Origin of the sequence: Tolypothrix sp. PCC 7601, assembly GCF_025677855.1 — a bacterium.
Lineage (GTDB): Bacteria > Cyanobacteriota > Cyanobacteriia > Cyanobacteriales > Nostocaceae > Aulosira > Aulosira diplosiphon.
Map to the genome: position 1 here is coordinate 2,184,276 of NZ_CP064879.1, position 26,267 is coordinate 2,210,542.

Annotated in this window: 23 protein-coding genes and 2 pseudogenes; 11 read left to right on the plus strand and 14 right to left on the minus strand. The window is 40.3% G+C overall.

What is annotated here, in order from left to right; translation table 11 throughout:
• Positions 1-35 precede the first annotated feature (35 nt).
• Positions 36-947 carry a hypothetical protein gene (locus HG267_RS09145; protein WP_045874506.1) on the plus strand — a complete coding sequence of 304 codons (912 nt, stop codon included), beginning with the start codon at positions 36-38 and terminating at the stop codon, positions 945-947.
• A 113-nt stretch (positions 948-1,060) separates the two neighbouring features.
• Here HG267_RS09145 and HG267_RS09150 read toward each other — a convergent pair whose 3' ends face one another.
• Positions 1,061-1,846, minus strand: a complete 786-nt coding sequence (locus HG267_RS09150) for an SDR family NAD(P)-dependent oxidoreductase (protein ID WP_045874505.1) — start codon at positions 1,844-1,846, stop codon at positions 1,061-1,063.
• A gap of 673 nt (positions 1,847-2,519) precedes the next feature.
• On the opposite strand from HG267_RS09150, the pseudogene HG267_RS09155 reads away from it, so the two are divergent.
• Positions 2,520-2,828: pseudogene (locus HG267_RS09155) on the plus strand (carbamoylphosphate synthase large subunit); the annotation flags it as partial.
• Between the two features lie 52 nt (positions 2,829-2,880).
• Here the strand turns inward: HG267_RS09155 and HG267_RS09160 are convergent.
• Positions 2,881-3,261 (minus strand): signal peptidase I, encoded by a 381-nt coding sequence (locus tag HG267_RS09160; protein ID WP_045874504.1) that lies wholly within the window; start codon positions 3,259-3,261, stop codon positions 2,881-2,883.
• A gap of 3 nt (positions 3,262-3,264) precedes the next feature.
• Positions 3,265-3,966: pseudogene (locus HG267_RS09165) on the minus strand (galactokinase); the annotation flags it as partial.
• A 446-nt stretch (positions 3,967-4,412) separates the two neighbouring features.
• Here HG267_RS09165 and HG267_RS09170 point away from each other — a divergent pair.
• The 3 genes from HG267_RS09170 (at position 4,413) to HG267_RS09180 (ending at position 6,681) form a co-directional block, all read left to right on the plus strand.
• Positions 4,413-4,943, plus strand: coding sequence for a pentapeptide repeat-containing protein (locus HG267_RS09170; protein ID WP_045874503.1), 531 nt, complete (start codon positions 4,413-4,415; stop codon positions 4,941-4,943).
• A 196-nt stretch (positions 4,944-5,139) separates the two neighbouring features.
• Positions 5,140-6,330: a M20 family metallopeptidase gene (locus HG267_RS09175; RefSeq protein WP_045874515.1), complete on the plus strand. Its 1,191-nt coding sequence runs from the start codon at positions 5,140-5,142 to the stop codon at positions 6,328-6,330.
• A gap of 105 nt (positions 6,331-6,435) precedes the next feature.
• On the plus strand, positions 6,436-6,681 hold the full coding sequence (locus HG267_RS09180; RefSeq protein ID WP_045874502.1) for a type II toxin-antitoxin system Phd/YefM family antitoxin: 246 nt from the start codon (positions 6,436-6,438) through the stop codon (positions 6,679-6,681).
• Positions 6,682-6,756: 75 nt separating this feature from the next.
• Here HG267_RS09180 and HG267_RS09185 read toward each other — a convergent pair whose 3' ends face one another.
• Entirely contained in the window at positions 6,757-7,809 is a 1,053-nt protein-coding gene (locus HG267_RS09185) for a hemerythrin domain-containing protein (RefSeq protein ID WP_045874501.1), read from the minus strand.
• A gap of 417 nt (positions 7,810-8,226) precedes the next feature.
• Between HG267_RS09185 and HG267_RS09190 the strand changes: the two genes are divergently transcribed.
• A complete protein-coding gene (locus HG267_RS09190; protein WP_045874500.1) occupies positions 8,227-8,970 on the plus strand; it encodes a DUF2993 domain-containing protein in 744 nt (247 codons plus the stop codon).
• A gap of 12 nt (positions 8,971-8,982) precedes the next feature.
• The gene (locus HG267_RS09195) at positions 8,983-9,534 is read left to right on the plus strand and encodes a DUF2231 domain-containing protein (RefSeq protein WP_045874499.1); all 552 of its coding nucleotides are present in this window, start codon (positions 8,983-8,985) and stop codon (positions 9,532-9,534) included.
• A gap of 138 nt (positions 9,535-9,672) precedes the next feature.
• Here the strand turns inward: HG267_RS09195 and HG267_RS09200 are convergent, their stop codons facing one another.
• Both HG267_RS09200 and HG267_RS09205 read right to left on the minus strand, forming a co-directional pair.
• Entirely contained in the window at positions 9,673-12,363 is a 2,691-nt protein-coding gene (locus tag HG267_RS09200) for a filamentous hemagglutinin N-terminal domain-containing protein (RefSeq protein ID WP_045874514.1), read from the minus strand.
• 215 nt (positions 12,364-12,578) lie between these two features.
• Positions 12,579-13,361 carry an ABC transporter permease gene (locus tag HG267_RS09205; protein ID WP_045874498.1) on the minus strand — a complete coding sequence of 261 codons (783 nt, stop codon included), beginning with the start codon at positions 13,359-13,361 and terminating at the stop codon, positions 12,579-12,581.
• A gap of 148 nt (positions 13,362-13,509) precedes the next feature.
• On the opposite strand from HG267_RS09205, the gene HG267_RS09210 reads away from it, so the two are divergent.
• From HG267_RS09210 to HG267_RS09225, 4 genes are all read left to right on the plus strand, one after another.
• On the plus strand, positions 13,510-14,115 hold the full coding sequence (locus HG267_RS09210; RefSeq protein WP_045874497.1) for a DedA family protein: 606 nt from the start codon (positions 13,510-13,512) through the stop codon (positions 14,113-14,115).
• Between the two features lie 142 nt (positions 14,116-14,257).
• Positions 14,258-14,881: an exopolysaccharide biosynthesis protein gene (locus HG267_RS09215; protein ID WP_045874496.1), complete on the plus strand. Its 624-nt coding sequence runs from the start codon at positions 14,258-14,260 to the stop codon at positions 14,879-14,881.
• Between the two features lie 319 nt (positions 14,882-15,200).
• Positions 15,201-15,749 carry a hypothetical protein gene (locus tag HG267_RS09220; protein WP_096622075.1) on the plus strand — a complete coding sequence of 183 codons (549 nt, stop codon included), beginning with the start codon at positions 15,201-15,203 and terminating at the stop codon, positions 15,747-15,749.
• A gap of 190 nt (positions 15,750-15,939) precedes the next feature.
• Positions 15,940-16,428 (plus strand): LOG family protein, encoded by a 489-nt coding sequence (locus HG267_RS09225; RefSeq protein WP_045874494.1) that lies wholly within the window; start codon positions 15,940-15,942, stop codon positions 16,426-16,428.
• A 116-nt stretch (positions 16,429-16,544) separates the two neighbouring features.
• Here the strand turns inward: HG267_RS09225 and HG267_RS09230 are convergent, their stop codons facing one another.
• From HG267_RS09230 to HG267_RS09265, 8 genes are all read right to left on the minus strand, one after another.
• A complete protein-coding gene (locus tag HG267_RS09230) occupies positions 16,545-17,939 on the minus strand; it encodes a cytochrome P450 (RefSeq protein ID WP_045874493.1) in 1,395 nt (464 codons plus the stop codon).
• A 52-nt stretch (positions 17,940-17,991) separates the two neighbouring features.
• Positions 17,992-18,618 (minus strand): Coq4 family protein, encoded by a 627-nt coding sequence (locus HG267_RS09235; protein ID WP_369792194.1) that lies wholly within the window; start codon positions 18,616-18,618, stop codon positions 17,992-17,994.
• Positions 18,619-18,755: 137 nt separating this feature from the next.
• Positions 18,756-20,210, minus strand: a complete 1,455-nt coding sequence (locus HG267_RS09240; protein ID WP_045874491.1) for a PP2C family protein-serine/threonine phosphatase — start codon at positions 20,208-20,210, stop codon at positions 18,756-18,758.
• Between the two features lie 252 nt (positions 20,211-20,462).
• Complete coding sequence (locus HG267_RS09245; protein ID WP_045874490.1) at positions 20,463-20,879, minus strand: ATP-binding protein; 417 nt, start codon at positions 20,877-20,879, stop codon at positions 20,463-20,465.
• 409 nt (positions 20,880-21,288) lie between these two features.
• Complete coding sequence (locus HG267_RS09250) at positions 21,289-21,627, minus strand: anti-sigma factor antagonist (protein ID WP_045874489.1); 339 nt, start codon at positions 21,625-21,627, stop codon at positions 21,289-21,291.
• Positions 21,628-21,718: 91 nt separating this feature from the next.
• Entirely contained in the window at positions 21,719-23,839 is a 2,121-nt protein-coding gene (gene glgX / locus HG267_RS09255; RefSeq protein ID WP_045874488.1) for a glycogen debranching protein GlgX, read from the minus strand.
• Between the two features lie 48 nt (positions 23,840-23,887).
• Positions 23,888-24,220, minus strand: a complete 333-nt coding sequence (locus tag HG267_RS09260) for an anti-sigma factor antagonist (protein WP_045874487.1) — start codon at positions 24,218-24,220, stop codon at positions 23,888-23,890.
• Positions 24,221-24,430: 210 nt separating this feature from the next.
• A complete protein-coding gene (locus HG267_RS09265) occupies positions 24,431-26,245 on the minus strand; it encodes an AGE family epimerase/isomerase (protein WP_045874486.1) in 1,815 nt (604 codons plus the stop codon).
• Between the last annotated feature and the right edge of the window lie 22 nt (positions 26,246-26,267).

Sequence of the window (26,267 nt, forward strand, 5' to 3'; positions counted from 1 at the left end):
TTATTGCCATAACGATAGATTTTATTTTGAAGAATATGCCTACTAACCTCATACATGAGCAGAGTGATGCAACTGCTGAAAATGCTACTCAATCTCTAGAATTTGAATTTGGTCTTTTTATCCTCAATCTCAAAAATGGTATTTGGCTAGCGGGTATTCCATCTTGGCTTTTTGGTATAACTGATAGAAGTTTTGCTACATTTGCCGATGGTTATATATCTACTTTGGAAGTGTTTCAGCTATTTACAGCATCATTTTTCTTTTTGAGTTGGCTGTATTTAAGACCAGAGCAAGATGTAAATAGCAATGCAAATTCTTTATGCCCAATTCAAGATAGCAAGTTTGATTTAAAAAAGCGGCACATGATCAGCCAGGAATATATTTTACCTTTTCCTTATCTGTGCCAAATCTATCATTTGTTGAATTTAAAACATTTAGAAACTATCCACAAGTTTAGCCTGAACAATCTGCGAGTCATTAATATCAACTCGTTTCAGCCTACAGAGATTGGGGGTAAAATCCAATTTCAAACAATTTTAGAATCTCCAGTTAATGCGCTGAGGATTTGGCGACAACCAATTGTGGAAGTTGATTTAATCTTACATACTCCCTACACAGTTGAACTGAGTATTCCGGTTTACAATGGCAAACGCATCACTGTCATGTTTTATGCATTACCTTTAACTCAAAGTGAGCATTATCTATTTATAGAAATCTACAGTGATCTAGAATGGCCAAAGCCTATCTTGCAAATCTTATTGCATTTAGCTGCTTATTTGACGCTGTTTGAAGACTTACCTTATTTACGCAACTTGGGCGAAAAAAATCTTGAGAGGTTATTTAATATAAATTTTGCTTCTAATCATCAAACAATGTTGCTGTTTAAAAGATTTGTGGAACTATATGGTTCACATACAAAAGCACCGAAATTAATTACAAATTCGTAATTAATTCGGTAGAAGCAAGAACTACTAAGTTGAAAAGGAAATAAAAAATATATAGGGACGCAATGTATATTGTGTCCCTAGATTAGATTTTGTATTCTTTTTCCAAAGTGGTATCAAAGCATTTGATCGCCGCCACTAACAGGTAAATAAGCACCTGTAATAAATCTGGCTTCATCAGAAGCTAACATGAGAATTGCACTAGCGATGTCTTCTGGCATTCCGTTTCTTTTCAAAGGTGTAAATTTAGCCGCTGCTGCTTTGTGTTCTTGAGGTAATCTTGCAGTTGCATCTGTGATAGTCAATCCCGGTGCGATCGCATTCACTCTAATTCCGTGCGCCCCGAGTTCTAATGCTAAACTTTTCACAAAAGCATCCAATCCTGATTTAGCAGTACTATGAGCGGAAAATCCCTCACCAGGATTGCGAGATAACCCACTACTAATCGCAATAATGCAACCTCGTTGATGTTCCATCATTGATGGTACAACTGCTTTACAAGGAAAAAAGGCTCCTTGAAGTTCTCCTAGTAATTTGGTTTCAAAATCTTCCCAGCGATAATCTACGAAAGGTGCAATGGGAAAATTAGCATTGGCGTTAATTATCAGGGTATCAATTGCACCGAAAGCCTTAGAAACTGCTTGCACCATTGCATTTACTTGCTGAGAGTCTCTAACATCTGCCTTGACTGCTAGTGCTTTTCCTCCATCTGACGAAATTTCTTCCACAACTTGTTGAGCAGCTTTCTCGCTACTGTAGTAATTTACTCCTACTGCTGCACCATGACGACTGAACAATTTGGCAGTAGCAGCACCAATTCCGCGACTCGCACCAGTAATAAGAACGACGCGATCGCGCATTAACCGATCAATTTGGGAGTTCTGAGGTTGTATGGTAACCATGTTAATTTCCTCAATTGAAACGAAAATTTAGTGTGTAGGTATGGGTACTAACCAACAATCTCTACAGAATTAGAAGAAATACTGCGAAAAGGGATAAACTTTCTTGGTTCTTGTAATCAATGCTTGAGTACCAATTCAAAATTCCAACTAAGAAATTTAGATTTTGTCTAATTTTCTATGTTTGTGAATTTTGGTTGATTGTGGATAATTGGTAGATTCAGAATAAGATACATCCTGAAAGCAGATTACTATATATATAATTGTTTAGTTCAAAATTTTAGATTAGAAAAATATTTTCTGATTTATTGCTGCATTTTTCTAAGTAGAAATGCTCTTTTATACTAGTTTTTAAGCTTTTATATTTTGTAAGTAGTTATACATATTCAATAGAATTTTGGAAATATTAAACAAGCTGTTATGCTTCTCAGGACTGAAATTTTTAACTAGAATCATATAAATAATTAAGTCTTGGTAATTGTATAGGATTCATATTTGATTTTTGAAGTTCATGTAGGATAATTTAGCAGCGAGAGTATGGCATCAGCGCTAATACGAAAGTTAGAGATAGAAAATAATTGTTTAATACTTATAGCTACTTTTTTTATACTTATAGATAGAAGATTCATAACTCTACAATTAATACCTTTTTGATCAGGTAATTGCAGAAGTATTTTATATAATAGATGCTAATTTTCGCGTTAATAGTTCAACTCCACTTTGCTTGCAGCGCCATACTCTATTAAATTTAGGAAAGGAAGTAGCTAAATATTCTACTGACTACCGCATAGATGGAACATTTGACGCTATTTTATTGAGTTTATAACCAGAATTAGAACGCAAAGACTTGATAATTTTATCGGCTTTAGAGAAGGTTAAATACGGCAAAATTTACACCGAAATTTATGGGATAGTAGCGGGAGAAACAGTAGAAAATATACAGCAGATTGAGCAGAATTTACAAAATAAGGGTTTGCAGTTTTAAAATATAACATTATCTAGTAAATAATGATTTATAGACGCAAAATTTTGCCTTCCTACTTGTTTGTAATTCCAACACTATCACCAGGTTTAGAAGGCCATCTAATAGTTAAAATCGTACAATCAGATTCAGCTATCCAAGTATGAGGTACACCCGCACACCACAGAACGTAATCACCCTCACGGGATAATACAATTTCTCTCTCTTCAAATTGCAAACGAAATTTTCCATTAATCAGAATTGAAATAGTAGCAGCTTGGTTATTTATTACCCATTGGTTTCTACTATCACCAGCTTTATGAATACCCCATTTAACTTCTAACTCTTCTGTAGAACGTGGATCGTCCACAGGAGTAATAAAGTGTCCCATGAACCATCCCCAGCGATTTGCGCCTTCCTGTTGTGCATTACCGAAAACAACTTTTTTATCTGTCATTTGTTATGTGGCAAAAGTTTCTGGCACCAAAATTTTTCCAGTGTAACCAGATTGATTGTATGCTGTTAGGGCCTGATTTGCGATCGCCGAAGCTTTGCCTTGCCCTGATACTAAAGCTACACAAGCACCACCAAAACCAGCACCCGTTAACCTTGCGCCCAAAACGCCTGGGGTTTTCTGCAAAATATCAACTAATGTATCTAATGCTGGTACAGAAACTTCGTAATCATCCCGCAAGCTAGCATGGGATGCATTCATCAATTCACCAAAACGTTGAGATGAAACTCCTTGCAACACTTCCAAAACGCGGTTATTTTCTGTAACTACGTGACGCGCACGCCGTTTTAAGGGTTCTGGTAAATCTTCCACAGCACTAGCATCGCTAATGTCGCGCAGTGCTTTAACTCCTAGCGATCGCGCCGCCGCTTCACATTCTGCGCGTCTTTAGTTATATCCGCTACTAGCTAAACTACGAGGCACACCGCTATCTATGACTACAATCTCTGCATCTGAAGCTAAAGGTAACACACGCTGTTCTAGAGTACGAGTATCTAAAAATAGCATATGCTCAGTATCAGCTAGCCTCGAAGCCATCTGATCCATAATCCCGCATTGCACACCTGCATAATGAATTTCCGCTTGTTGTGCGAGTTGGGCAATTTCTACATCATTAATTGGGAGGTTAAGAAGCTGGCGTAATGCTTTGGCGTACTAATAGCCCTGATTTTTCAGACCGCTATATTCTCAATGTTCTTGATTGCTTTTCCTCTAAAAAATTTAAGATCCCCCAAGCTGCTCTTTCTCGTGAGCTTGGGGGATCGCAATATGTGGTAGTCTATAAGAGGTTCAGTATAGTTGGTTACGAGACGATTCTAAACCCTAGACTTGCATTTGGGTAGTATAACCACGAGAATTTATACTAATTTTATAACTTCTTCATTGACGCTTCATTAGCTGTAATTTAGCGAAAAATTCGGATATGTTTGGTATGACAACGGCTATAGTTGTGATACTACATCTTGTATCCGCGAATAAACTGTAATCTGTCACGCTGCCTCGCCTGCAAGGTAAGGGAACAATGTAAGTATTATGGCCTTTCAATAGTACAAGATATTACATATCATCTAGTTTAGTGAATATCCGTAACACATATGAAATTCAAGATTGTTGCTATCCTTAGCCTGTTAGCTTGTTTTGGGTTAGCAGAACAAGCTTTAGCCTTCAATCAGCAAGACGTTGATCAATTAAAAGCCGCAAGTTCCTGTCCCCGGTGCGATTTAAGCGGTGCTGACCTTACACAACTGAATTTAGCTGGTGCAAACTTACGAGATGCTAATTTGAAGGCAACTAATTTATCCCAAGTGAACCTGACAAATGCTGACCTCACTGGTGCGGATTTGGAAGCTGCGGTTCTGACTTCTGCAAATCTTACTGGTGCTTCTTTAACAGGTACAAATTTAAAATCAGCAACTTTAGAAAATGCCAATCTTTCTTATGCTGGTTTTATCAGTGCCAATTTAGAAGCAGCTAACCTCAAAGGTGCTACATTGCTGTTTACTAACTTCCGGGCGGCAAATTTCCGGCTGACAACTATGGCTAATGGTGTGGTCACTTCTGATAAACCCTATGGTTGGTCTTTACAAGAAGGGCAAGACGCACAAGCGAATCAGAAGAAGAAATAGGGAATGGGTATTGGGGACTGGGTACTGGGGACTGGGGAATGGGTAATTGAGAATGGTCAATCCAAAATCCGTCTTGGAAAGTTCTGAGCGGCGGAAGCCGCCGCTCAGACTTTCCGCAAAATCTAAAATTGTTTGGCTCTTGACCCTTAACCCTTTCTTTATCATGGGAACAAAGCCTGTCACTTGCGATCAATTCATGCTTACCCAGATTAAAGATTTATCCAAAAAACTAGCACCTCGTCTGATTGAAATTCGCCGTCATATTCACTCTCACCCTGAACTCAGTGGTCAGGAATACCAAACATCTGCTTTTGTTGCAGGTGTGCTTTCTTCCAGTGGCCTTCATGTGCAAGAGGGTGTGGGAAAAACCGGTGTGATTGGAGAACTACAAGGTAATGGTAGTGATGAGCGTTTATTGGCAATTCGTACCGATATGGACGCTTTACCCATTCAAGAACGCACGGGTTTGGAATACGCCTCTCGCGCTGAAGGTGTGATGCACGCTTGTGGTCATGATGTCCACACTACTGTGGGTTTGGGGACAGCAATGGTATTATCCCAAATAGCAGAAGAATTAGGTGGTAAAACCCGATTCTTATTTCAGCCAGCTGAGGAAATTGCCCAAGGCGCAAGCTGGATGGTACAAGATGGGGCAATGGAAAAAGTTTCAGCCATCTTGGGGGTTCATGTTTTCCCTTCTATACCTGCAGGTTCCATTGGCGTGCGTTATGGTGCGTTAACTGCTGCGGCTGACGATTTAGAGATTATCATTATTGGTGAGTCTGGACATGGGGCCCGTCCCCATGAGGCGATAGATGCAATTTGGATTGCAGCGCAGGTAATTACTGCATTGCAACAAGCCATTAGCCGGACACAAAATCCCCTACGGCCTGTAGTTTTGAGCATTGGGCAAATTACTGGTGGAAGAGCGCCCAACGTCATTGCTGATAAAGTCCGCTTGTTGGGAACTGTGCGATCGCTTCACCCCGAAACCCGTGCGAGTCTCCCTAACTGGATTGAAAAAATTGTGGCTAATGTTTGCCATTCCTTTGGGGCCAAGTATCAAGTCAATTATCACCAGGGTGTACCCAGCGTGCAAAATGATTATGCCCTGACACAATTATTGCAATCATCAGCAGAAGAAGCTTGGAGTAGCGATCGCGTCCAAGTCTTACCTGAATCTTCCCTTGGCGCTGAAGATTTTTCTGTATATTTAGAACACGCTCCAGGTGCGATGTTCCGCTTGGGTGTAGGCTACAAAGACAGAATTATTAATCACCCCCTACACCATCCAGAATTTGAGGTTGATGAATCTGCAATTATCACTGGGGTGGTGACTATGGCTTATACAGCTTATAAATACTGGCAGTCTCCTCAAATTCCCTAAAATGTTTTTTATCTTGATGCGATCGCCTGACAAAGCGCGTTGGTGCAGCTCGCCGCAGGCATCGCTTTTTTTGCTAAATAAAATAATGTAGTTTTTTACAAAATTATGGATATTGTCAGTGCAACCGAGGCTTGTGCTAATTTACCAGAGCTAATTAACCGTGCTGAGTACGGCAAAGAACGTATTTTAATTGAGCATCAAGGTAAAGCAGTTGTAGCGATTATTAATATTGAGGATCTAAAGTTACTAGAAGCCATTGAGGATGCGCTGGACTCGGCAAAGCTCAGAAGTGCTGTAGAAGAGAATGAAGGATTTACCACGATAGAAGCAATCATGGCGATTTATAAATAATACTCCCAACACCGAGGTGCTGGGAGTAGCTTCTAACTAACCTTTACTAGCTTCCAAAGAAGGCTTGAAGATATCCTAGATGTTAGCTTCGCTGACAACGCCAAGTCTTTCTTGAATTTTCTTCTTAGCGGCTTTGAATTCAGTAGCCCATTGTTCGGTTTGTTCGCTGCTGAGGTTGTTGCGAATAGCAGCAAACATTGTGCTTTCTTCTTGGCGGATATGGTCGCCAACGTCATTCATCAACTGTCTGACTTTATCTTTGAATTGATCTGAAGAGGGGCTAATTGCTTTAATTTCTTCTAAAACCCGCTTCATTTCAGCTTGCTCGTCATACAGTTCTTGGGTATCACCTTCACCGTAGAAAGCACGTACACGTGGGTAAACTACTTCTTCTTCTGCTTCAGCGTGGGCGGTTAAATCCTTGTAGATTTGACCGAAGTACTCTTGAATTTTTTGGGGATTGTTGCTTTGCAACAGTTCGGTAAATAGAGTATTTACCTTGGCATGATCTGAACGAATGACATCTTGGATATTCATATCCTTTTTGTCACTACTTTGGGTAACGGCGCTACCTACTGCACCACTAACTGCGGCCATAGCATCCTGAACACGTGCCCAAATACCTTGATCTGCTTCTTGACCAGTGAGTTCGCGAACACCTAGAATTTCCAGAACACCTTTGAGTTGTTCTTGGTGAGCGCGGTTCTCAAAGTTAACTGCATTCAAAGGCCCAATCGCAACCATTACGTCAGCACCAACTTTTTGAGCAGCCTTATGAACAATTAAGCCACTCATCACTATTTGATGCTTCAACAATTCATGCTGAGATACTTTATCATACAAGCTGAGTTCAGAACCTTGGAATAATTCGCGAGCTCTATCAATAAATTGTTGAACTGTTTGTCTGGGTTGAGCTTGGATACCATACTGACCAATTACAGTTTCCAAAATCCCTAAATTCTTTTGATCATCTTTGATGAAATCCCGAATGCGGTCAGAAATTTCGGAATCTAGACCTTGCTGTAAAAGTTGTTGTTCATTTTGTAGAACCAACTCTTGCAAAGCTTTCATATCTGCCAATTTAACGGCAATTGCATTACGTTTAGTATCATCTAAACTAGCTACCATTATTCAGTTCTCCTCAGAAAGAATTCTTATTTGTCACTAATACCAAGTTTGCATACGGCTGAGAATCCTTCCCTCTTTCTTTTGAGTGATTACCTTAATCACCTCGGGTAGAAAAATAAAAATTTTTACTCATAAATAAATACTTCTACTTTTAGATATAGAGATATTCAATATTTACTCCGCCGTCAGATAGATAATTTTTCTGCGCCAATTTTCTAGATTGACTCAAAGGTAGTCAATTAAAAGATGAATGCTCAAGAATGAAAGATGATGTATAAAATTACGCTCTAATTCTATAAATAGGTTATAAGTCTTGAAAATAGATATTTATCTACTTAGTTTGCAGGCGTAAAAAATACAAATATCTATCATTTTTTATAATTCATTTTTCTGGTCAAATTCGGAGATTAAATTATCATGACTGAAAGTCCTGGGCTAGGAGAGCAAGCGCTGAATAAAGCGGCAGAAGTCGGTTTATCTAGCCAGTTAGATGAAGTAGAAAATTTAGATGTCGAGATTAAAACCGATCCGCTCAAATTGGTTCAAGGACAGGTAGATTCAGTCTCCATTGAAGGAGAGGGTATGGTAATGCAAAAAGACCTCCGAGTGGAGGAAATGGATATGCAAATCCAAAGCGTTGCCATAAATCCTTTAAGTGTTGCATTTGGCAAAATTGAGCTAACAAAACCCACTGTGGGAAGTGCGCGAGTCGTTTTAAATGAAGCAGATATTAACCGCGCTTTTAACTCAGACTATGTTCGTTCTCAACTTCAAAGTCAGAAAATACAAGTCAATGGAGAAGTGAGAACAATTAACCCACAAAATGTAGAGTTTCGCCTACCAGGTGATGGGAAAGTTGCCATTAATGCCAATATTCTGTTAGTAGAAACTGGCGAAACACACAAAGTTGCTTTTGAAGCAGTACCCCGTGTTAGTGCTAACGGCAAAACTGTTTCTTTAGAGAATGTTGAGTATGGACAAGGTGAAGAAATATCGCCAGAACTGACAAAAGCTTTGGTAAATCAAACCAGCGAACTTTTAAACTTGAGCAACTTTGACTTGGAAGGAATGACCTTACAAGTTAACAGTTTAAAGGTAGAACCAGGAAAACTTATACTCCAAGCTCAAGCTTATGTTGAGCAAATTCCTTCCTCAAATTAAGGTAATAAAATCATGGAAACTACAGAGAATACCCAAACGACCTCGACACCATTTCCTAATTTGCCGCCTATTATTGAAAGTGACGATCGCGAATATCATGATAGCGGTGTACCCAGTACAGTTGCGATCGCAGGTCATCCTCTACACCCGTTAAGTGTGATCTTTCCTATAGCTTTTTTAGCCGCAGCTTTGGGAAGTGATTTCGGTTACTGGCTGACCAAAGATTTCTTCTGGGCTAGGGCTTCCTTCTGGTTAATTGGACTGGGATTAGGCGGAGGTGTCTTAGCTGCAATCATCGGCCTCAGCGACTTTATGAAAATAGAGCGAGTCCGCAAGCGCCAGGCTGGCTGGGCACATTTGATACTAAATGTTTCTGTGCTTGTTTTAACTCTTGTTAATTTCCTAATTCGTCTTGGTGATATTGAGTCACGCATCCTACCTTGGGGATTGTTAATCTCGCTGGTTGTAGGAACTTTGACTAGCCTTTCTGGGTGGTTCGGTGCAGAACTTTCCTATCGCCACAAAATCGGAGTCGTAGGTGCGGGTAGTAAAAGATACCCTTAGTTAAAGCATAAGGGCGAAGCCTCATACATAAATTGAAGAGCGTAGAGACAGCAAAGGGGAAAGAGTAAATTAAAACCTTTCCCCTTTTTCTTTTTTTAAATTGATATCGACTTTCTCAAATTTAATTGATTCAGGCAATTAAATTTGAGAAAGTGCAGCACAAGTTAACTGTGGCTGGATATTTGCGGGAGATGGCGCTGCGACTAACTCAATTTTTCCATCAGCGCGACGATGCCAAGCAGTAGCTTGCAAGAGAGTTTTGGGCAGTTGGGGTATTTGTGCTGTCACTCCACTATTTTTCTGATATATAGAGAGATCACGAGTATCAGACCAAGTGCGATCGCTGCTGACTTCCTGCATCGGATTTTGAGGTATTCCACCCCGACCTGTAGCTACAAATGTGCTACCAGTATTAGCTGCACAACCTGAAGCAATTTGCTGCGATGAATCGGTGACATTCTCTGGTAGTTCGAGTAAACCAGAATTCGGGTCAACACCAATGGTATTAACTTGTACATTACCACTCAGCCCAAACTGTGAACTGGCAGTGATATCACTATTGAGTGTGGGTTGGTTTTGAAACTCTAACCCGAAGATACCTTGAGTGGTAATTTGGATATTGCCACCACTTCCTAAGACAGCATTGGCTGAAATATCGCTGTTCTCGCTGGGTACAGCTACCATCGACCCCACATTAATATTAATGTTGCCTCCTGTAGAAGCACCCAAAGCATTGGTAATAATTTTACTACCATGCCGTAATAACAGGACATCATTGACATTGAGGTCGATATTACCTTGACCACCTCCATTCACCTCAGAACGTAGGCTAGCGCTATTGTCGAGGAAAAGGTTCTTAGCTGTTATATTGAGGTTCCCTGCATCGCCATTGCCTGTATTACTTACAGTAATTACTGCATTATCTTTAACATTCACACTATTTGATGTGATATTTATAGACCCCGCAGCCAAGTTATTAGCCGAGGATGCTGCGATCGCACTGGGCAGATAGCTACCATTAATTATGCTTTGAGAAGTTCCTTGTACCTCAATATTTTTCACGTTGAGGTTAACACTACCAGCAGATCCCTGACCCAAGCTAGAGGAAGTTATTTGTCCACCGTTGAACACACGCAAGCTATCTGCTGTCAGGTTAATTGTCCCACCTTGACCAACAGCATCCTTACCCACTCCCACAGTAATACCACTAACCGCTTGGTTAAAATTATCAATTACTGGGTCGCTAACTTCTACATCCTGAGCATGAATCTCTATATTTCCCGCTTGACCACTTCCTGTGACATTATTAGCCACAGTTCCACCCTGTGACAGCATCAAGTGTCCAGTATCAATTAAGATATTGCCAGCTTGACCTACTGTAAAAGGTTGAATCGAACTAATCACAGCACTAGTTGTGCCATTAATCCCCACTCCTGAAATTTTTAATTTTTCGGAAGCTCGAATCACAATATCTCCAGACTTACCGATGGTGGGAGACTCAGAAAAACCAGGGAAGTAAAAGCCGATTAAATCGGCACTAATACGAGCACCATCAATTAGACTTACCCTTTGAGCATCAATATTTATCTTGCCACTTTCATTCGAGTTACCACCGCTAATTAAAGTAGTAATAGCACTAGAGAAGTTTACAACTATATCAGAATATGGAAATAAATATGGAAATGGATTGTAACCAATAACTTCCACATCTACAGCTTTAATATTAATATCTCCCGTTCTCGAGTCATTACTGGCGATGGGGCTAAAGGATATAAAGTCGAAGGGAGAACTCAGCGTAGACTCAAGCCAAGCTCCATTGGCTAAACGTAAACGCCCTGTTTCGACTGTAATATCTCCGGCTCTACCTTGATTCCCCATGACGCTAGTGTGTAAACCAGAGGTAGGATATTGGCCTGCAGCAGATGCGCCTAACAAATCTACAAACTCTGTAGTTTTAATGTTGATTCCTTGCCCTTTTCCTAAAGTGCCAGTGCTGGAACTGATTTGCGAACCGTCCTGAAGTGTCAAACCTCGCCCCCGAATGTTGATTGCTCCGCCATTCATACCGTTAGTCTGGATATATGAGGACTGTCTGAGCAAAATATTTCCCCAATCAGCCGCAGCAGGGCTAGTGAGTTGTAAGCCGCCTTGATTATTTAAACCTACTTCTGCATTTCGCAATGCCCATAATTCGACTTTGCCATCAGGATTAGCCAAATAGGTCTGATTAATATCAATATCACTACCTATTAACGCTACAGTTTCCGCCTTAAATATTTGTGGAGAACCATACAGGATGTTGGCTGATGAGTTACCTTGAGTGCGAATCCCGCCAGCATTTGCTCCTAGTTGCAATCCCACAGGTACACTCATCGTTAATAATGGTGGTGTCGCGGAGTTTAGCGCACTAAATTCCACCCCATCAGCAAATTTGATACTATTCGCCGTTGTCCCCACAAATGCACCACCAATATTTAAGCTGGCATTCGGCCCAAATACAATTCCTGCTGGATTCAGCAAAAATAAACTGACTGAGTTATTGTGATTGATTGTGCTAATCAACCCGTCAATCTGGGAAATATTTCCACCTGTCACCCGACTAAATATGTTTGTAATATTTGGTGTGTTGACTAAATCAAAGGTGGCTGTACCACCAGTAGGAACAGAAAAATTACTAAAGCTATGAAATAAATTATTTCCTTTAGCTATACCATTAAGAATTGTAAAATTATTATCGCTAGAATTAATATTAGTGTTCGTAGTGCCATCAGATATTACCTGAGCATGAGCATAGCTGTTGCCAAGAAAAATCATTCCTAACGGCAGCATCAAGCTTGCCAAGACGCGATTCACTAAACTTGAGACAACAAAGAGCGATCGCATTTTCCAGCCTCCTGATATACGCAATTTAATATGCCCAAATGCGTATAGTTTTCAACACTACTATCAGAGAAGTGTGGGAGTATTAGAAGTACAGGAAAAGCGTCTTGCACTCATAAATTACGCTATACAAAGCAAAATTCAATATCGCTTCGCTTGTGTGTTTAACTAGAAGCGCTAGTATAAAAACGCAACGCAAACCGCCAAAACCAAGTAGAAAGTGAAAATAGCCCTAATGCCAATACTATTGCACCTATAAGCCAGGTAATTTGCCCTCGCCCTAACATGGCTTCTGCTGGCACAGTAGTTAAAAAAGCTACGGGCACAACGAAGGTAAAGAAAAAGCGGTAAGCTGCAGGATATGCTGTCATTGGATATCTGCCAGCTTCTAATAAACCCCGTAGTACTTCAGTAACGTTATATATTTTGACAAACCAAATACTAGTAGCTCCTAGGATAAACCACAGGCTGTAAAGAATTACCAAGCCTAATGCTAGAGGTAATGCACTAACTAAATAATTGTTGAGACTCAAGCCAAGGCGCTTACCTGCATAAGCAATAATCGCTGTACCAAAAACTAAATCTGGCATACCCCAAGGTGAAATGGTGTGGGTAGAAAGCCAAAATTGACTGCGGATAGGTTTCAGTAGCACAAAGTCTAACGTACCTTCCTGCACATGACGGACAATGCGATTGAGGTTAGGAGCTAAAAAAGTTGAAGAATAACCTTGTAATAGCGTAAAAACACCGAGAACAACTAAAGCCGCATTCCATGACCAACCAGCGAAAGTATAGCCAGTGCGGTAAAACAAGAACAGTCCAAACAAGCTACCTGCCAAATTCCCCACGCTGGTGATGGTAGCAACGATAAAGTTAACCCGATATTCCATCTCAGCTGCGATCGCAGTACTCCAAAATAGTCTGAGTACTTTCAAGTATCTTCGCATTTTGTACCCTTAACCCAAAATCTACTATTTTTGATGAATATTTTCTATACTAAGCAATAAATTTTCGTAAAATTAATCGTATTTTGCTCTCCGAAAATTTGCTGAACGTTAATATGTTGTATGTTTCTGCTTAAAGGTAAGATGTTCTATGCATTTTGATTTACCAGCGCTGATTAAATCACTTGGCTATTTTGGTGTATGGGGAATTATTTTTGCTGAGTCTGGCTTGCTAATTGGTTTTTTTCTGCCTGGTGATAGCTTGCTGTTTACAGCTGGATTTGTTGCTTCTCAGCAATTACTCAATATTTGGATTTTGATTATTGGTGCTTTTATTTGTGCCGTCCTTGGTGATAATGTCGGTTACACCACTGGCTATAGATTTGGACGCAAGTTATTTAGCAAAGAAGATTCCTGGTTATTTCATAAAAAACATATTGTTAAAACTCAGAAATTCTATCAAAAATATGGTAAAAAAACCATTGTTTTAGCTCGTTTTATACCAATTGTACGCACTTTTGCTCCCATTGTTGCTGGTGTTGGTGCTATGCATTATAAGACCTTTATGTCTTATAACTTAGTAGGTGGCTTTGTTTGGACATTTGGAATTACTTTTCTCGGATTCTTTTTAGGAAAATCTTTACCAGCCGAACAAGTAGATAAATATTTGTTACCAATTATTGGATTAATTATTGTTGTTTCTCTACTGCCATCAATTATTCATGTCATCCAAGAAAGTAGAGCGAACAACAAATAGTTTTTATACTCTATAAATATCCTTATATAAGCAAAGCCTGCCTTGACAAAATTCTGATGGTAGGCTGGCTATTTTATGTTGTGCTTAACTCAGGAATAATGACATTTCATAATTGGCAAAAATTAATATTCAGGAGGATTTTATGGCTAAACTTTCTCAGGAATTGCATCGCTATTTTTTAGAAGAAGAGCGACCACCACAAGTAACTTTGGCAGATATTTTGAAGCTAGCACAGGAAAGAATTTTTGGCTTTCTACTAGTTATCTTATCTTTACCCTCTGCTTTACCAATTCCGGCTCCTGGTTACTCAACTCCTTTTGGAATCGTGATTTTCCTACTAGCAATACAGCTAATTACAGGTGCTAAAAGTCCTTGGCTACCGCAGCGAATGCTCAATCATCCGCTGAAATTGGAAACAGTACAAGGATTTTTGAAAGGGGGAATTCCTTGGTTAAGAAGGATTGAAGCGATCGCGCGCCCACGGCTTACTTATATCTGTACGACATTGCCAGGTAGAATCACAATTGGTAGTGCGATCGCATTAATGGCAATTTCCATGATGATTCCCATTCCAGGGACAAATACCTTACCAGCTATGGGTATTTTTGTAACTGGTTTTGGCTTGTTAGAAGATGATGGTGCTATTAGCTTAGGCGGTTTAGTTTTGTGTTTAATGGGAGCTATTTTGACTACATCAATTCTGTTTGCATTGATGTGGGGTGGTTCTAGCCTTCTTGATATCATCAAAACATGGCTGGGTCGTTAGGTAAATTTTAGGGTCTATTTAATAAATTCTCATGAGTTCTGAGTGATTGAGCCTGGCATTTTTTCCGTAATACTCAAGGAAAAACAAAAGTATTAATAGAAGCTCAGTATACTTACCTGCGATTTTGCACAATTTACTCTAATTGCCTTCATCAAACTTTTACAAATAAACCGTATTTTCCCTGAATTCACAAAGATTTCATCAATCTTGCTATTGTGATATCCGAAATAGTACGAGTTTAGTTTAGTAGTTGGATATATAACTCTAAATTTTCTCCTTATCCAACTCCATGAAGCGATCATATCTTGTCAAAATCGCCATGATAGTTTTATTTTCCCTTGGCAGTCTGGGTGTTGTTGGGGGAAGTTTTTTTCTCAGAAAAGCTTTTAGTAGTTCTGGTGAACCTGAAGTAGTTACTGACACATCACGCTATACGGAAATACTCAATACATTATTATCTAAAGACTACAAGATAAAACATTTTCCGATTCAGATTCCTACTGACGCAAAAGATGTTCGGATTGCTTACTCACCAGGCGTTTTACAAGGTGGAAGTTTTTTTCAAGTACGGATGAAACAGTCACCACAAGAAGTAAAAAAAATCCTTTCGCAATATAAACCTGTTGCTAAACGTGAGTTTAGAGGTGGTAACACCAATGAACACATTAATCTTAAAAACGGAGTACCAACAACATTTTTTTATACAGGTGACGAATCTGAAGAATCCTTCCCACCTAGTTATGAAATCTTAGTTTTAAATGCTGAAGATAGAGGTACCCCAGGCTTCAAGTGGAATCATGGTAGTAGCTATGGTGTAGCAATTGATAATTCATCTGCGGAAATTGTATATTGGGCGGAGCAATGGTAGGGATTGGGGAACTCGGGGCCCCCTCTGGGGATAAGGGGTAATGGGGATTGGGTATTGGGGAACTCGGGGCCCCCTCTGGGGATAAGGGGTAATGGGGACTGGGTAATAGGATGGCGAAGTATAGGAGATATCAAATATTACTTTTGACTTTTGACTCTTGACTCTTGACTCTTAAGAAATTGACACCGCCATGAGAAAAATTATTGTAGGAGTGATGGGGCCAGGAGAAAAAGCGACAGCAAGTGATTTGCAAAATGCTTATGAATTAGGTAGCCTCATTGCTCAGGAAGGATGGATTTTGCTGACTGGCGGGAGAAATACAGGGGTGATGGATGCAGCAAATAAGGGTGCAAAATCTGCGAATGGGTTAACGCTGGGAATTTTACCGAGGTATAAGCAAGATAGCATTTCTGATGGGGTAGATATTGCCATTTTCACAGACATGGGGAACGCTCGAAACAATATTAATGTTCTCTCCAGTAATGTAATTATTGCCTGTGGAATGGGTGCGGGAACTGCTTCGGAAATTGCTTTGGCTGTGAAAGCAAATCAGCCAGTAATTTTATTGACTGAAGATATAGAAAGCAAAACATTCTTTAAAAAACTCTCACCAGACAATATTTATTTGGTTGATAGTGCAATAGATGCGATCGCAACAGCCAAAGCAAGATTACAGTAACGGTGTTGGGCATTTGGTGTTTGTTTTCCCATTACCAATTACCCATTACCAATTACCAATTAATTACCCAGTCCCTAATCCCCAGTCCCCAATCCCCAGTCCCCAATCCCCAGTCCTTAATCCCCAATCCCCACCTTCTCCCTCACCGCCAAACGCACACCCCCAGGAGGCGCAAATACTATACCTCGACGGACAGGTTGCAAGGGAACTTTATCCAACAATTCTAGGGAGTAGTGCGATAGGATATTTGCCAATACCAGTTTCATTTCAAACATGGCAAAAGCTGCACCCAGACAGCGACGATTAGCACCGCCAAAAGGTATAAATTCGTAGGGTGAAAATTGCCGTTCTAAAAAACGTTCCGGTCGAAAACGCTTAGGTTCAGGATAAATATCAGGATGCTGGTGAGTTAAATAAATGCAGATTGATAGGTACATTCCTTTTGGTAAATCGTAGCCCATAAATCGCATATCAGTCCGCAGAATGCGGGGGAAAGCAAAGAAAGCCACTGGATAAATTCGCAGAGTTTCGCAACAAACAGCATTTAAATATGGTAATTGCGCGATCGCCATTGGGTCTGCATTAGCGATATCAATAGAATTGAGTTCTTGTAGCAATTTTTCGCGGACTTCGGGGAGATAGTGAATCCAATATAAAGCCCAAGCTAGTGCGATCGCAGTTGTTTCATGACCTGCAAATAACATCGTCATCAATTCATCGCGTAACTCTACATCACTCATTGGCTGGCCAGCTTCATCACGTGCAGACATTAATAAGCTGAGGATATCTTCACCATCAGTTTTACCTTGCTCTCGACGCTCTTGGATTTCTTGGTAAAGTAGTTTATCGAGTAACTGTCTGCGCCGGACAAATTGTCCCCAAGGACTCCAAGAGCCTAAATCTTTTTGTAGCGATTTAAAAAATAGTAAAATCGCACTTAATGGCGTATTAAAAGTATTTAACATTGCAACTAAAAGCTGCTTAATTTGTTGATAACGTTCTCCTTCTTCCAGCCCAAAAACAGACCGTAAAATCACTTGCAAGGAAATATCCTGCATACTGGAACGAGCTACAAAAGGGTTGCCAATTACCCATTGACTAGTTACCTGTGCTGTAATGTCACGGATAATTTGACCGTAAGCTCGCATCCGTTCGCCGTGGAAGGGAGGCATTAAAAGCTTACGCTGTTGTACGTGGCGATCGCCATCTAATAAAATCAGCGAATTGGCTCCTAGCAAGGGTTGAATAACTTGATTTCCTGCACCTGATTCAAATAGCTGAGAATCAGCAGTAAAAATTTCCTGAACCGCTTTTGGGTCACTAATAATTAATTGCGGTGGAAAGCTAGCAAATTCGCTATAAAAAATATCTCCATAACGCTGGCGCAGATTTTCCAGATTTTGAATCGGTTGTAAAATTATTTTGATTGTTTGCAATAATTGAGATTTTTGTCTTCCATCTGGGAGTTTAGTAACAGTTGTTTCAGCAGAATTTTCTTGAAGTTTAATCATTACTTTTCCCCTGATATTTATTAACAAGCTTTAGCGACAATTTGGGCTAAATTCAAGGTAAAATTGAGAAATTTGGAGATAAACCTAAATGTTTTCTCACTTCATTAATTGGCTCTTCCCAATGCTCTTCAAAGCGGTAACTGAGTAGAAACTCAGCTTTTTTACCTAATTGATATCCTTTTTGCAGGTTAACAAAAATTTCTGAAAATTGTTGAGGAGCCAAAATTGGATAGAGTAAGCTTGCTAACCACAAACTAAGTTTTAGCGATTTACTGTAGTTCTGAGCAGCAGCAAAAGCCAAAACGCCAATTTCTCCAGCATAGGTAGTATCAAAGCCGAGTAAAACATGAAAAATATCGTGAGTGACGACATAGCGCAAAGCAAAAACATTGCGTTTAGCTACCTCATCAAGTTCAGGACTAACATTTAATGGCTGGAGATGGTTAGCATTCATGTGTTTGGCGTATTCTCGCCCAAAGGAGCCTTGAGGGTACTGGCTTAATTTTGCTAAATCGATTGGCGGATGATATCCTGCAAGCGATCGCAATTTTTCAGCGACTTCGGGAGCAACTTTTGCACCTAAGAAATCCGACTTGAGAACCGCAAAATCGCCTAAATTTCTAGAGTTTTTAGCACCAAAAATAGCTTTGAGTTTGCTTAACATCATAAAATTTGTCATTGCGAGCGTTCGCAATGACAAGGATACACTGTGTCAACTAAATAGGTAGCTGTATTTATTGAGTCTACTGCGATCGCTAATCGTTAACTCTGACAGTTTCCATATCAACCAGAATCAACTTACTCAGAACTCAGCACTCACTTCACCGGATTCCAACGCACAGACAACATGGTAATATCATCAAACTGCGGTGCATCAGCAATAAAGGCGAATAAATGGGTTTTAATCCGTTCTAATAAATCACCAGCTGAGGAACATGGTTGTTCTAAGAGCGATCGCAATCTTTTATCGGTGAATAGCTCGCCATCAGGATTTTTACCTTCAGTTACACCATCCGTATAACCAATTAAGATGTCTCCTGGCTCCATCTGCACTTGCTGAATTTTAAATTTCATCCCCGCCATCATCCCCACAGCTGGCCCTGTAGATTTCAGAGTTTTCTTGATACCAGACTCACCCAGAATGAATAGTGGTTCATGTCCACCATTAATATAAGTGAGTATCCCCGTATCCGGCTCTAAAACTCCAAAAAACAACGTGGCAAACATACTCAATTGCCAATGGTTTTCGGCGACATATTCATTGGTTCGGGTAACTGCTTGCAGCGCATTGAGGTGAGCTAAGTTAGCAGACATAGATTTGCCAATCCACCCATCTGGAACCGGTTTATGCTGTTCTAGAATTTCGTGGGCGATACCGCGTAATTGAGTTTCTGCAGAAAAAATCCGGATTAAGCTCCGCATTAGAGCCATAAATAGCGCTGCACCAACGCCTTTATCGCAGACATCTGCAATTACTAATCCTATCTGTTTATCATCAAGCTCAAAGGCATCATAGAAGTCGCCAGCTACTTGACGCGCCGGGTAGAAACAAGCTGTAATCTCACAATTGGGCTGCTTCACCATTTCATAGGGCAGAAAATCTATCTGAATCTGCCGCCCTTTTTCCATTTCTGCATCTAGTGCTTTAGAATATTTCTCTAGTTTTGAGTAAAGCCGCGCATTTTCTAAAACTAAGGACATTTGATCGGCTGTCACCTGCATGAGGTTAGCTGCTTCATGGCTAAAATGTCCTGGTTCAGAATGTAGTAAGGTGATAATTCCGAGTAATTCATCTCCCCGGAGAATCGGTACAGCCAAAGCAGAGCGCACTACGTAAGGTTGATTGGGTAAGGTCAGCCAGCGATCATCATTTTCGGTATCATCAATTAATCCTAGCTGGCGATGGCGGATTACCCAGCCTGCTAAACCCTTATCTATGACTGTACCAATGAGACGTTTTCTCTGTTCGGCTGTGACTTCAGTCCGTGACAAAATTGCGTCAGATACTTTCCCTGAAGGCTCTAGTAAAAAAAGACTGCCTTTTTCTGAAGCTGTTTGATCGGCGGCGACATCTAATGTCATTTGTAATGCAGTTTTTAGCACTTCCTCTGTAGAAGAACGTGCCATCATCACGAACTTCTCGAGTAGTTTTGATTGAGCTTGGAAAGCGGCTTCTTCATTTTTAAGTGCTGTTTTCAGTTCTGCTACCTCTTGGCGCAGTGCTTCTAATTCATCTTCATCACATTCTTTGAATTGATTTTGCACACCCATCTTTTTACCTACACAGGGATTTAAACTGTTAATTGAAAATAAATTTGACTCGAATGATTTTTTAAGATAATGTAAAGTAAATATTTTAACAAATAAGCAAGTGTGTTCTTAGCTGGTGTTTTCAATAATACTTATTACTGAAAATTTTGGCAACAGCTGGAACACCTAATATTCAAGCCATGTAAGATATATCTACCTTAATATAGCTTATATCAGGTTGTTAATAAGGTAACTTTGGGTGTTACAGTTTGTTCAGCAATTAACAACAAAAATATTGCGATTGCGATTACCAACGCGCTCAAACAGGTACTTATCCACACCTTGAATTGCGAGATATACTCCTAACCCACCTATAGGCCTATCTTCTAAGGGCTTTTTCAATTGTTCTTCTTCTACAGCTACAGTTTCATAAGGATCATATTTAGCACCCGTATCTTCAATAATAATGGTTAGGCTTGACTCATTAATATCAGCGGACAGATCTATTTCGCCTTCTAAATGAGCTTCTTCATAGCCATGAATAATAATATTAGAGGCAATTTCATCCACTGCTAAACGCAGCTTATAGGCGGCTTTTTTATCCAAACCGGCTGTTTGTGCTGCTTCCATGACATATTTAGCGATCGCGCCTAAAGAGTCGAGAGTTCCTGGTAAAGTTAAAGTTGTCATACCTAGCACTTCCTTTGCTGAATAAGCATAAAGATGAATCTTTTTGTCGAATAGCTGAAGTATTTTGCAGTTATTTGCTTTGTTGTCATTAGGATTCCCAATATTCAACAAAGTATTAGCATTTTATATTTGAAATAGCAAAATATTGCTGTTCTCAAATATCTCTGCCTAAACCAATAATTTTGATGATTAATTTCACTGTTGCGTAAAATGTTTCTTCAAAGCAGTCCTGATGCACCAACCTTGATCAATCAACGAAACATCAATCAGACCAACTCTCTAAAATTTAGCAACAGATGGCAAATCAGACAACTTTCTTATCTGGTTTTGCTAATTTTCTAAATTATGTAGAAAAAAATGTTTGAAGTGTAAAGGAGCAAAATTCTACTTCACACTTCATTTTTGTCATCTAGATGTTTTCGATCACAGATGCATCATATTCATCCAGCGCAATAACGCTGTGATGGAAGCCAGTCTTGGTGATAGTATCCATCACCATTTCCTGAGTTCCTACCACATACATATCAACATTTTTCCCCATCTTTTGTTTAGCAAAGATTAACACCCGCAATCCTGCACTGGCCATATATTCCAATTCGTTGAGAATTAGCACTAACCGTTTGGGTTCTTGTGCTGCGGCCTCCTCAACTTTATGCTTAAATTCGGGTGCGGTACTCGCATCTAGTTCGCCAGCTAAGGTGATTTTAGCGACATTACCAACTGTTTCGAGAGTTGCTGAAAAAGCCATGATCTTTTTTGAGTTATAAGTTCTTAGTTGTTAGTTATTCACCAAAGATAAAAGGTTAAAAAATGGCAATTTAATTTTGCCAACTTTTAACCTATTTACCTACTAAAATTGCCACAGAGCGATCGCCCATCAGCAATGCAGCTTGATTTTCTAGTACTGGTTCTTTACCGGGTTCCCAACTAGCTTCTGCTGGGTTGGCACCAGTATTAGCAAAGATATGCCACTTCATCCCCGGATGCAATCGCGGAATTTCAAACCAAAGAGATTCCCAATGCATATTCATCGCTACATAAATGTAGTTATCTTCTACTGTTCCCTGTTTGGCATGTTTGCCACAAAGCATAAACGCTAAAGTTTTACAGGAATCAGACCAATCGGCATTCCAAGCTTGAGTGCCATGCCAAGTAATATCTGCATAGCCACTACCTACATAATCCCGATTTTGGAAATGCCATTCGTTTCTCAACACTGGATGGGCATTGCGGAAGGCGATGCAATGTTTAAAAAACTTAAACAAATCTGCGTTCTTTTCTAGCAATGTCCAGTCTAACCAGTTCAAGTCATTATCGTGGCAATAAGTGTTATTGTTGCCCTTTTGAGTGCGTCCCACTTCATCACCCATGAGAATCATGGGCACACCTTGAGACACCATTAGCAACGCCACAGCATTTTTAATCTGACGATGACGTAAGGCGTTAATTCCTGGATCATCGGTTGGCCCTTCCCAACCGCAATTCCAGCTATCATTATCATTGCTACCATCGTTGTTGTTTTCACCATTGGCTTCATTATGTTTCCCGTTATAGGAAACCAAATCCATCATGGTAAAACCATCGTGGGCAGTAATGAAATTAATCGAAGTTGCTGGCGCGCGACCAGACCAAGCATATAAATCGGGAGAACCTTGTAAACGTTGAGCTGCATCGCCAACGCTACCATCCCCTTTTAAGAACTTACGGATACCATCACGGTATTTACCATTCCATTCTGCCCAACGTCCATAAGCTGGGAAAGAACCTACTTGGTATAAGCCGCCTGCATCCCAAGCTTCCGCAATCAGTTTACATTTAGCTAAAATCGGGTCAAAGGCTAAAGATTCTAGCAATGGTGGATTTGCTAGGGGTGCGCCCCAAGGATCGCGCCCTAAAATTGCGGCTAAGTCAAACCGGAAACCGTCTATATGATATTCTGATGCCCAGTAACGCAGACAATCTAATACTATTCCCCGCACTACGGGGTTGTTGCAATTGAGAGTATTACCAGTACCACTGAAGTTATAATAATACCCTTCAGGGGTCAGCATATAGTAAGTTTTATTGTCAATGCCTCGGAAAGAAATGGTTGGCCCGTGTTCGTTACCTTCCGCAGTGTGGTTGAATACTACGTCTAAAATTACTTCAATACCGTTTTTGTGTAATTCTTTGACTAAAGATTTCAACTCATCAACCTGCATCCCAAATTTACCTGTAGCTGCGTAACCAGCTTTGGGAGCAAAAAAACCAACTGTACTATAACCCCAATAATTGTAAAGAGTTTCCCCTGTTTGCGGGTTAGGGCGACTGTTTTCAAACTCATCAAATTCATAAATGGGCATCAATTCCACCGCATTGACACCCAATTCTTTTAAGTAAGGAATTTTTTCCCGAATTCCGGCAAATGTTCCTTTATGATTATCTTTGACTCCCGAGGAAGGATGACGGGTAAAGCTGCGGACATGCATTTCATAGATGACTTGATCTGATGGTGGGATTTCTAGCGGACGGTCATCTTCCCAATCAAAATCATCAAAGGCAATTCTAGCTCGATGGTGATAGATATCATTCCAATCTGGAGTAACTCCCCAAACATCCCGACCACCAATAATTTTGGCGTAGGGATCCATCAATATTTTACTTTTGTCAAACCAATGCCCTTCACGGAAATTCTTTGGCCCATCCATGCGATAGCCGTATTCCAGATTTTCGTAATCTAGGTCAAATACGACCATGCAATAGACATTACCAATCCGAAACTCCTCTGGAAAAGGAATTTCTACCAACGGTTTTTGGTCGTGCTTCTTAAACAGGACTAAAGTACAGGATGTGGCTTGACTCGAAAAAATAGAAAAGTTAACCCCTCCCGGTACTAAGGTTGCACCGAACGGGAATGGTTTGCCGTTACGTAATTTAAAACCTTCATAAGTATGCGTTGGATGAATATCAATTCTTTCCATTGTTACTTGTCCTTATTTTCCCGTTGTCAGCAGTCACTGCCAATCCTCCTATGTCAGTATTTCTAATGCTTCATCGATAGTTTCGCTAGTTGTAAAAAAGTCGAGGAATCCGGTGACTGACATGGTATCTCGAATATCTTCAGTTAAGCCAACCAGTACTAGCTTGCCTTCTTTAGCAGTGACTTGGCGATATAGGGACAGCAACATCCGCAAGCCAGCGCTGGACATATAAGGTACCCCAGTCATATCGAGAAGAATCTTACTTTCTGGTTCAGCCAAAGGTAAAACTTCTTTAGTAACAGATGGTGCTGTACTTGCATCTACATCACCTGTAAGTTCAGCTACCTTTACGTCTTCAATTGTCTTGATGTTAATTTCCATAATTTATTGCCAAGTTCCACTGAATTCGTAATGAAGGAATGGGAATAAAGAGAAGGGTTTTCTCTTAGGGACTTCCAAATAAAATAATATTCCCGAAGTGATTGTTCACTGTTGACCGTTGACTGTTAACTGTGAACCGTCAACAGTCAACGACTTGAACGGAATAATTTATTTTTTAGAGTTCCCTTACTCCCATTGTTTCATCTATAGCTACACAGGCACAATCTGCACCTTAACTTTCACCCGTTCGTTTGTCTTGGGTAAAGTTACAGTTAGACCTTGAGCATCAAAGTTGCTGTAAGGTTCTCCGTCGATTTCACACTTGCCAATTTTAATACTTCCAGGTGGTAAAATATCCGGTGATACTCGGAGAATATTATCGGGGAAGCCGCCAGGCACTGGCTTAAAGTAAAAGTCCATTGGCTGTTTGGTAATTAGCAAGTTAGTATAAACTGCTGCTAAATAGCATAGCTCAAAGGAGTGATAACCACTCATGGAGTGCGACCCTTTACCCCGTTCGTTACCACCAGCTAGATAAGGAATACCATTGGCGAGAACGTTAAAGTAAACGCCACCTTCTTCTAAATCCAGGAACCAAGCATTGTAAAAGGCTGCTGATTCACGGGCTAAACGGTGATATTCTTTGTTGCCCACAATGCCAGTTAAGATTAGGTAAGCTAAGATGGCTTGTTCTTGTTGCCACCAAGCTTTGCGATCGTGCCACACAAAGCGATAATGTTTTTCGCCTTCCCCTAGCAATCTTTCCACAACATCATACCAACCGCCACGTTGTTGGTCGCTACCTACACCAGGCATGATATCAGCGATTTTTTGGGCTAAATTAGCATAGCCTTCCTTGGCTTTGAGGCTGTGCATCCGCATCAAGTTCCAAGAAATCTTCAAGTTATGACCAACTACAGCCCGATTTTGCTGCCAACCCCAAGTTGTATCAGCAGACCAGTCTTGATAAAAACGTTCTTGGACAAATGGGCTATTGGCGTAATCTGGGAAGCGTTTTTCGATGGTGTCGAAGGTATACTCCAACATATCGGCATATTCTTGCTTACCTGTAGCCAACCACAGGTTAATTAGATAAGCTGGGGCGTGGTCACCAACAGAGTTCCAGTTCTTTTTACCCTTATTATGGCCTAGGGAATCACTGAGAGGATCTAAGGTAAAGGGATCGAGGTGAGAGAAGTATCCACCCTCTGGGCCTTTATCCAAGAAGAAGTTGTTAAACAACTTAATAGTCTTCTCGGTATCATCCATAATTTTGGGATCGCCAGTACAGCGATAAGTTTGGATGGGGCCAGCTAAGGCATAAATTTGTTCGTAGGCGGGAATCGCGTAGTAGTCATCCCCAAATTCGGAAGCAAAGATTTTTTCTTCGCGATCGCCATTGACATCAATGCCATGATACCAATAGACGATGCCTTCATCTGAGTCTACAAACCGCATGTGTTCGCGCAGGTATTCGGTACCTCTTTCGGCGGCTCTTAAAAAGCTATCATTACCAGTCATCAAGAAAGCTGTGGCGAAACCATATACTAAGCGGGAAATAGTATCGGTTTCTTGACGGAAATTGGTAGTTGATAGAACTCCGCTTAAACTCAGAGTGGTGCGATAGTTACGATAGTCGTATTCTTTATCGCCAAATTGAGCTTTAAGGTAGAACTTACCTAAAGCATTAACTTGCTTGATCCACCAATCTTGTTTTTCAAATACGTAATCGCCTTTTTGCCGGCCTGCAAATACTATTTGTTTAGCATCAAATAAATCGCTATCGGGATAAAATACGCCGTAGGCAAATAAAAATCTACCTGGAGCCAGCATAGATTTCATGCTACCAGTCGCATCAGGGTAGCCTTCGTCAAAATTCTGAATTAGTTTGGCATAGGCCATTGGACTCAGTTTGGCTTTAAACTCTCTACCATCAGAGGTTTTGAGTCCAAAAACATCGCCATTTGCATCATAGTGAGTAACGTAGCCAGCGATCAAATCTGAGAAGGGGAAATTGATACTCATGGTAGTCTTCTCCAAGAAATTT

Bases quoted from the DNA above. Each gene is read 5' to 3' on its own strand.
- HG267_RS09145 (WP_045874506.1), top strand. From the start codon at position 36: ATGCCTACTAACCTCATACATGAGCAGAGTGATGCAACTGCTGAAAAT.
- HG267_RS09150 (WP_045874505.1), bottom strand. From the start codon at position 1,846: ATGGTTACCATACAACCTCAGAACTCCCAAATTGATCGGTTAATGCGC.
- HG267_RS09160 (WP_045874504.1), bottom strand. From the start codon at position 3,261: ATGACAGATAAAAAAGTTGTTTTCGGTAATGCACAACAGGAAGGCGCA.
- HG267_RS09170 (WP_045874503.1), top strand. From the start codon at position 4,413: ATGAAATTCAAGATTGTTGCTATCCTTAGCCTGTTAGCTTGTTTTGGG.
- HG267_RS09175 (WP_045874515.1), top strand. From the start codon at position 5,140: ATGCTTACCCAGATTAAAGATTTATCCAAAAAACTAGCACCTCGTCTG.
- HG267_RS09180 (WP_045874502.1), top strand. From the start codon at position 6,436: ATGGATATTGTCAGTGCAACCGAGGCTTGTGCTAATTTACCAGAGCTA.
- HG267_RS09185 (WP_045874501.1), bottom strand. From the start codon at position 7,809: ATGGTAGCTAGTTTAGATGATACTAAACGTAATGCAATTGCCGTTAAA.
- HG267_RS09190 (WP_045874500.1), top strand. From the start codon at position 8,227: ATGACTGAAAGTCCTGGGCTAGGAGAGCAAGCGCTGAATAAAGCGGCA.
- HG267_RS09195 (WP_045874499.1), top strand. From the start codon at position 8,983: ATGGAAACTACAGAGAATACCCAAACGACCTCGACACCATTTCCTAAT.
- HG267_RS09200 (WP_045874514.1), bottom strand. From the start codon at position 12,363: ATGCTGCCGTTAGGAATGATTTTTCTTGGCAACAGCTATGCTCATGCT.
- HG267_RS09205 (WP_045874498.1), bottom strand. From the start codon at position 13,361: ATGCGAAGATACTTGAAAGTACTCAGACTATTTTGGAGTACTGCGATC.
- HG267_RS09210 (WP_045874497.1), top strand. From the start codon at position 13,510: ATGCATTTTGATTTACCAGCGCTGATTAAATCACTTGGCTATTTTGGT.
- HG267_RS09215 (WP_045874496.1), top strand. From the start codon at position 14,258: ATGGCTAAACTTTCTCAGGAATTGCATCGCTATTTTTTAGAAGAAGAG.
- HG267_RS09220 (WP_096622075.1), top strand. From the start codon at position 15,201: ATGATAGTTTTATTTTCCCTTGGCAGTCTGGGTGTTGTTGGGGGAAGT.
- HG267_RS09225 (WP_045874494.1), top strand. From the start codon at position 15,940: ATGAGAAAAATTATTGTAGGAGTGATGGGGCCAGGAGAAAAAGCGACA.
- HG267_RS09230 (WP_045874493.1), bottom strand. From the start codon at position 17,939: ATGATTAAACTTCAAGAAAATTCTGCTGAAACAACTGTTACTAAACTC.
- HG267_RS09235 (WP_369792194.1), bottom strand. From the start codon at position 18,618: ATGACAAATTTTATGATGTTAAGCAAACTCAAAGCTATTTTTGGTGCT.
- HG267_RS09240 (WP_045874491.1), bottom strand. From the start codon at position 20,210: ATGGGTGTGCAAAATCAATTCAAAGAATGTGATGAAGATGAATTAGAA.
- HG267_RS09245 (WP_045874490.1), bottom strand. From the start codon at position 20,879: ATGACAACTTTAACTTTACCAGGAACTCTCGACTCTTTAGGCGCGATC.
- HG267_RS09250 (WP_045874489.1), bottom strand. From the start codon at position 21,627: ATGGCTTTTTCAGCAACTCTCGAAACAGTTGGTAATGTCGCTAAAATC.
- glgX (WP_045874488.1), bottom strand. From the start codon at position 23,839: ATGGAAAGAATTGATATTCATCCAACGCATACTTATGAAGGTTTTAAA.
- HG267_RS09260 (WP_045874487.1), bottom strand. From the start codon at position 24,220: ATGGAAATTAACATCAAGACAATTGAAGACGTAAAGGTAGCTGAACTT.
- HG267_RS09265 (WP_045874486.1), bottom strand. From the start codon at position 26,245: ATGAGTATCAATTTCCCCTTCTCAGATTTGATCGCTGGCTACGTTACT.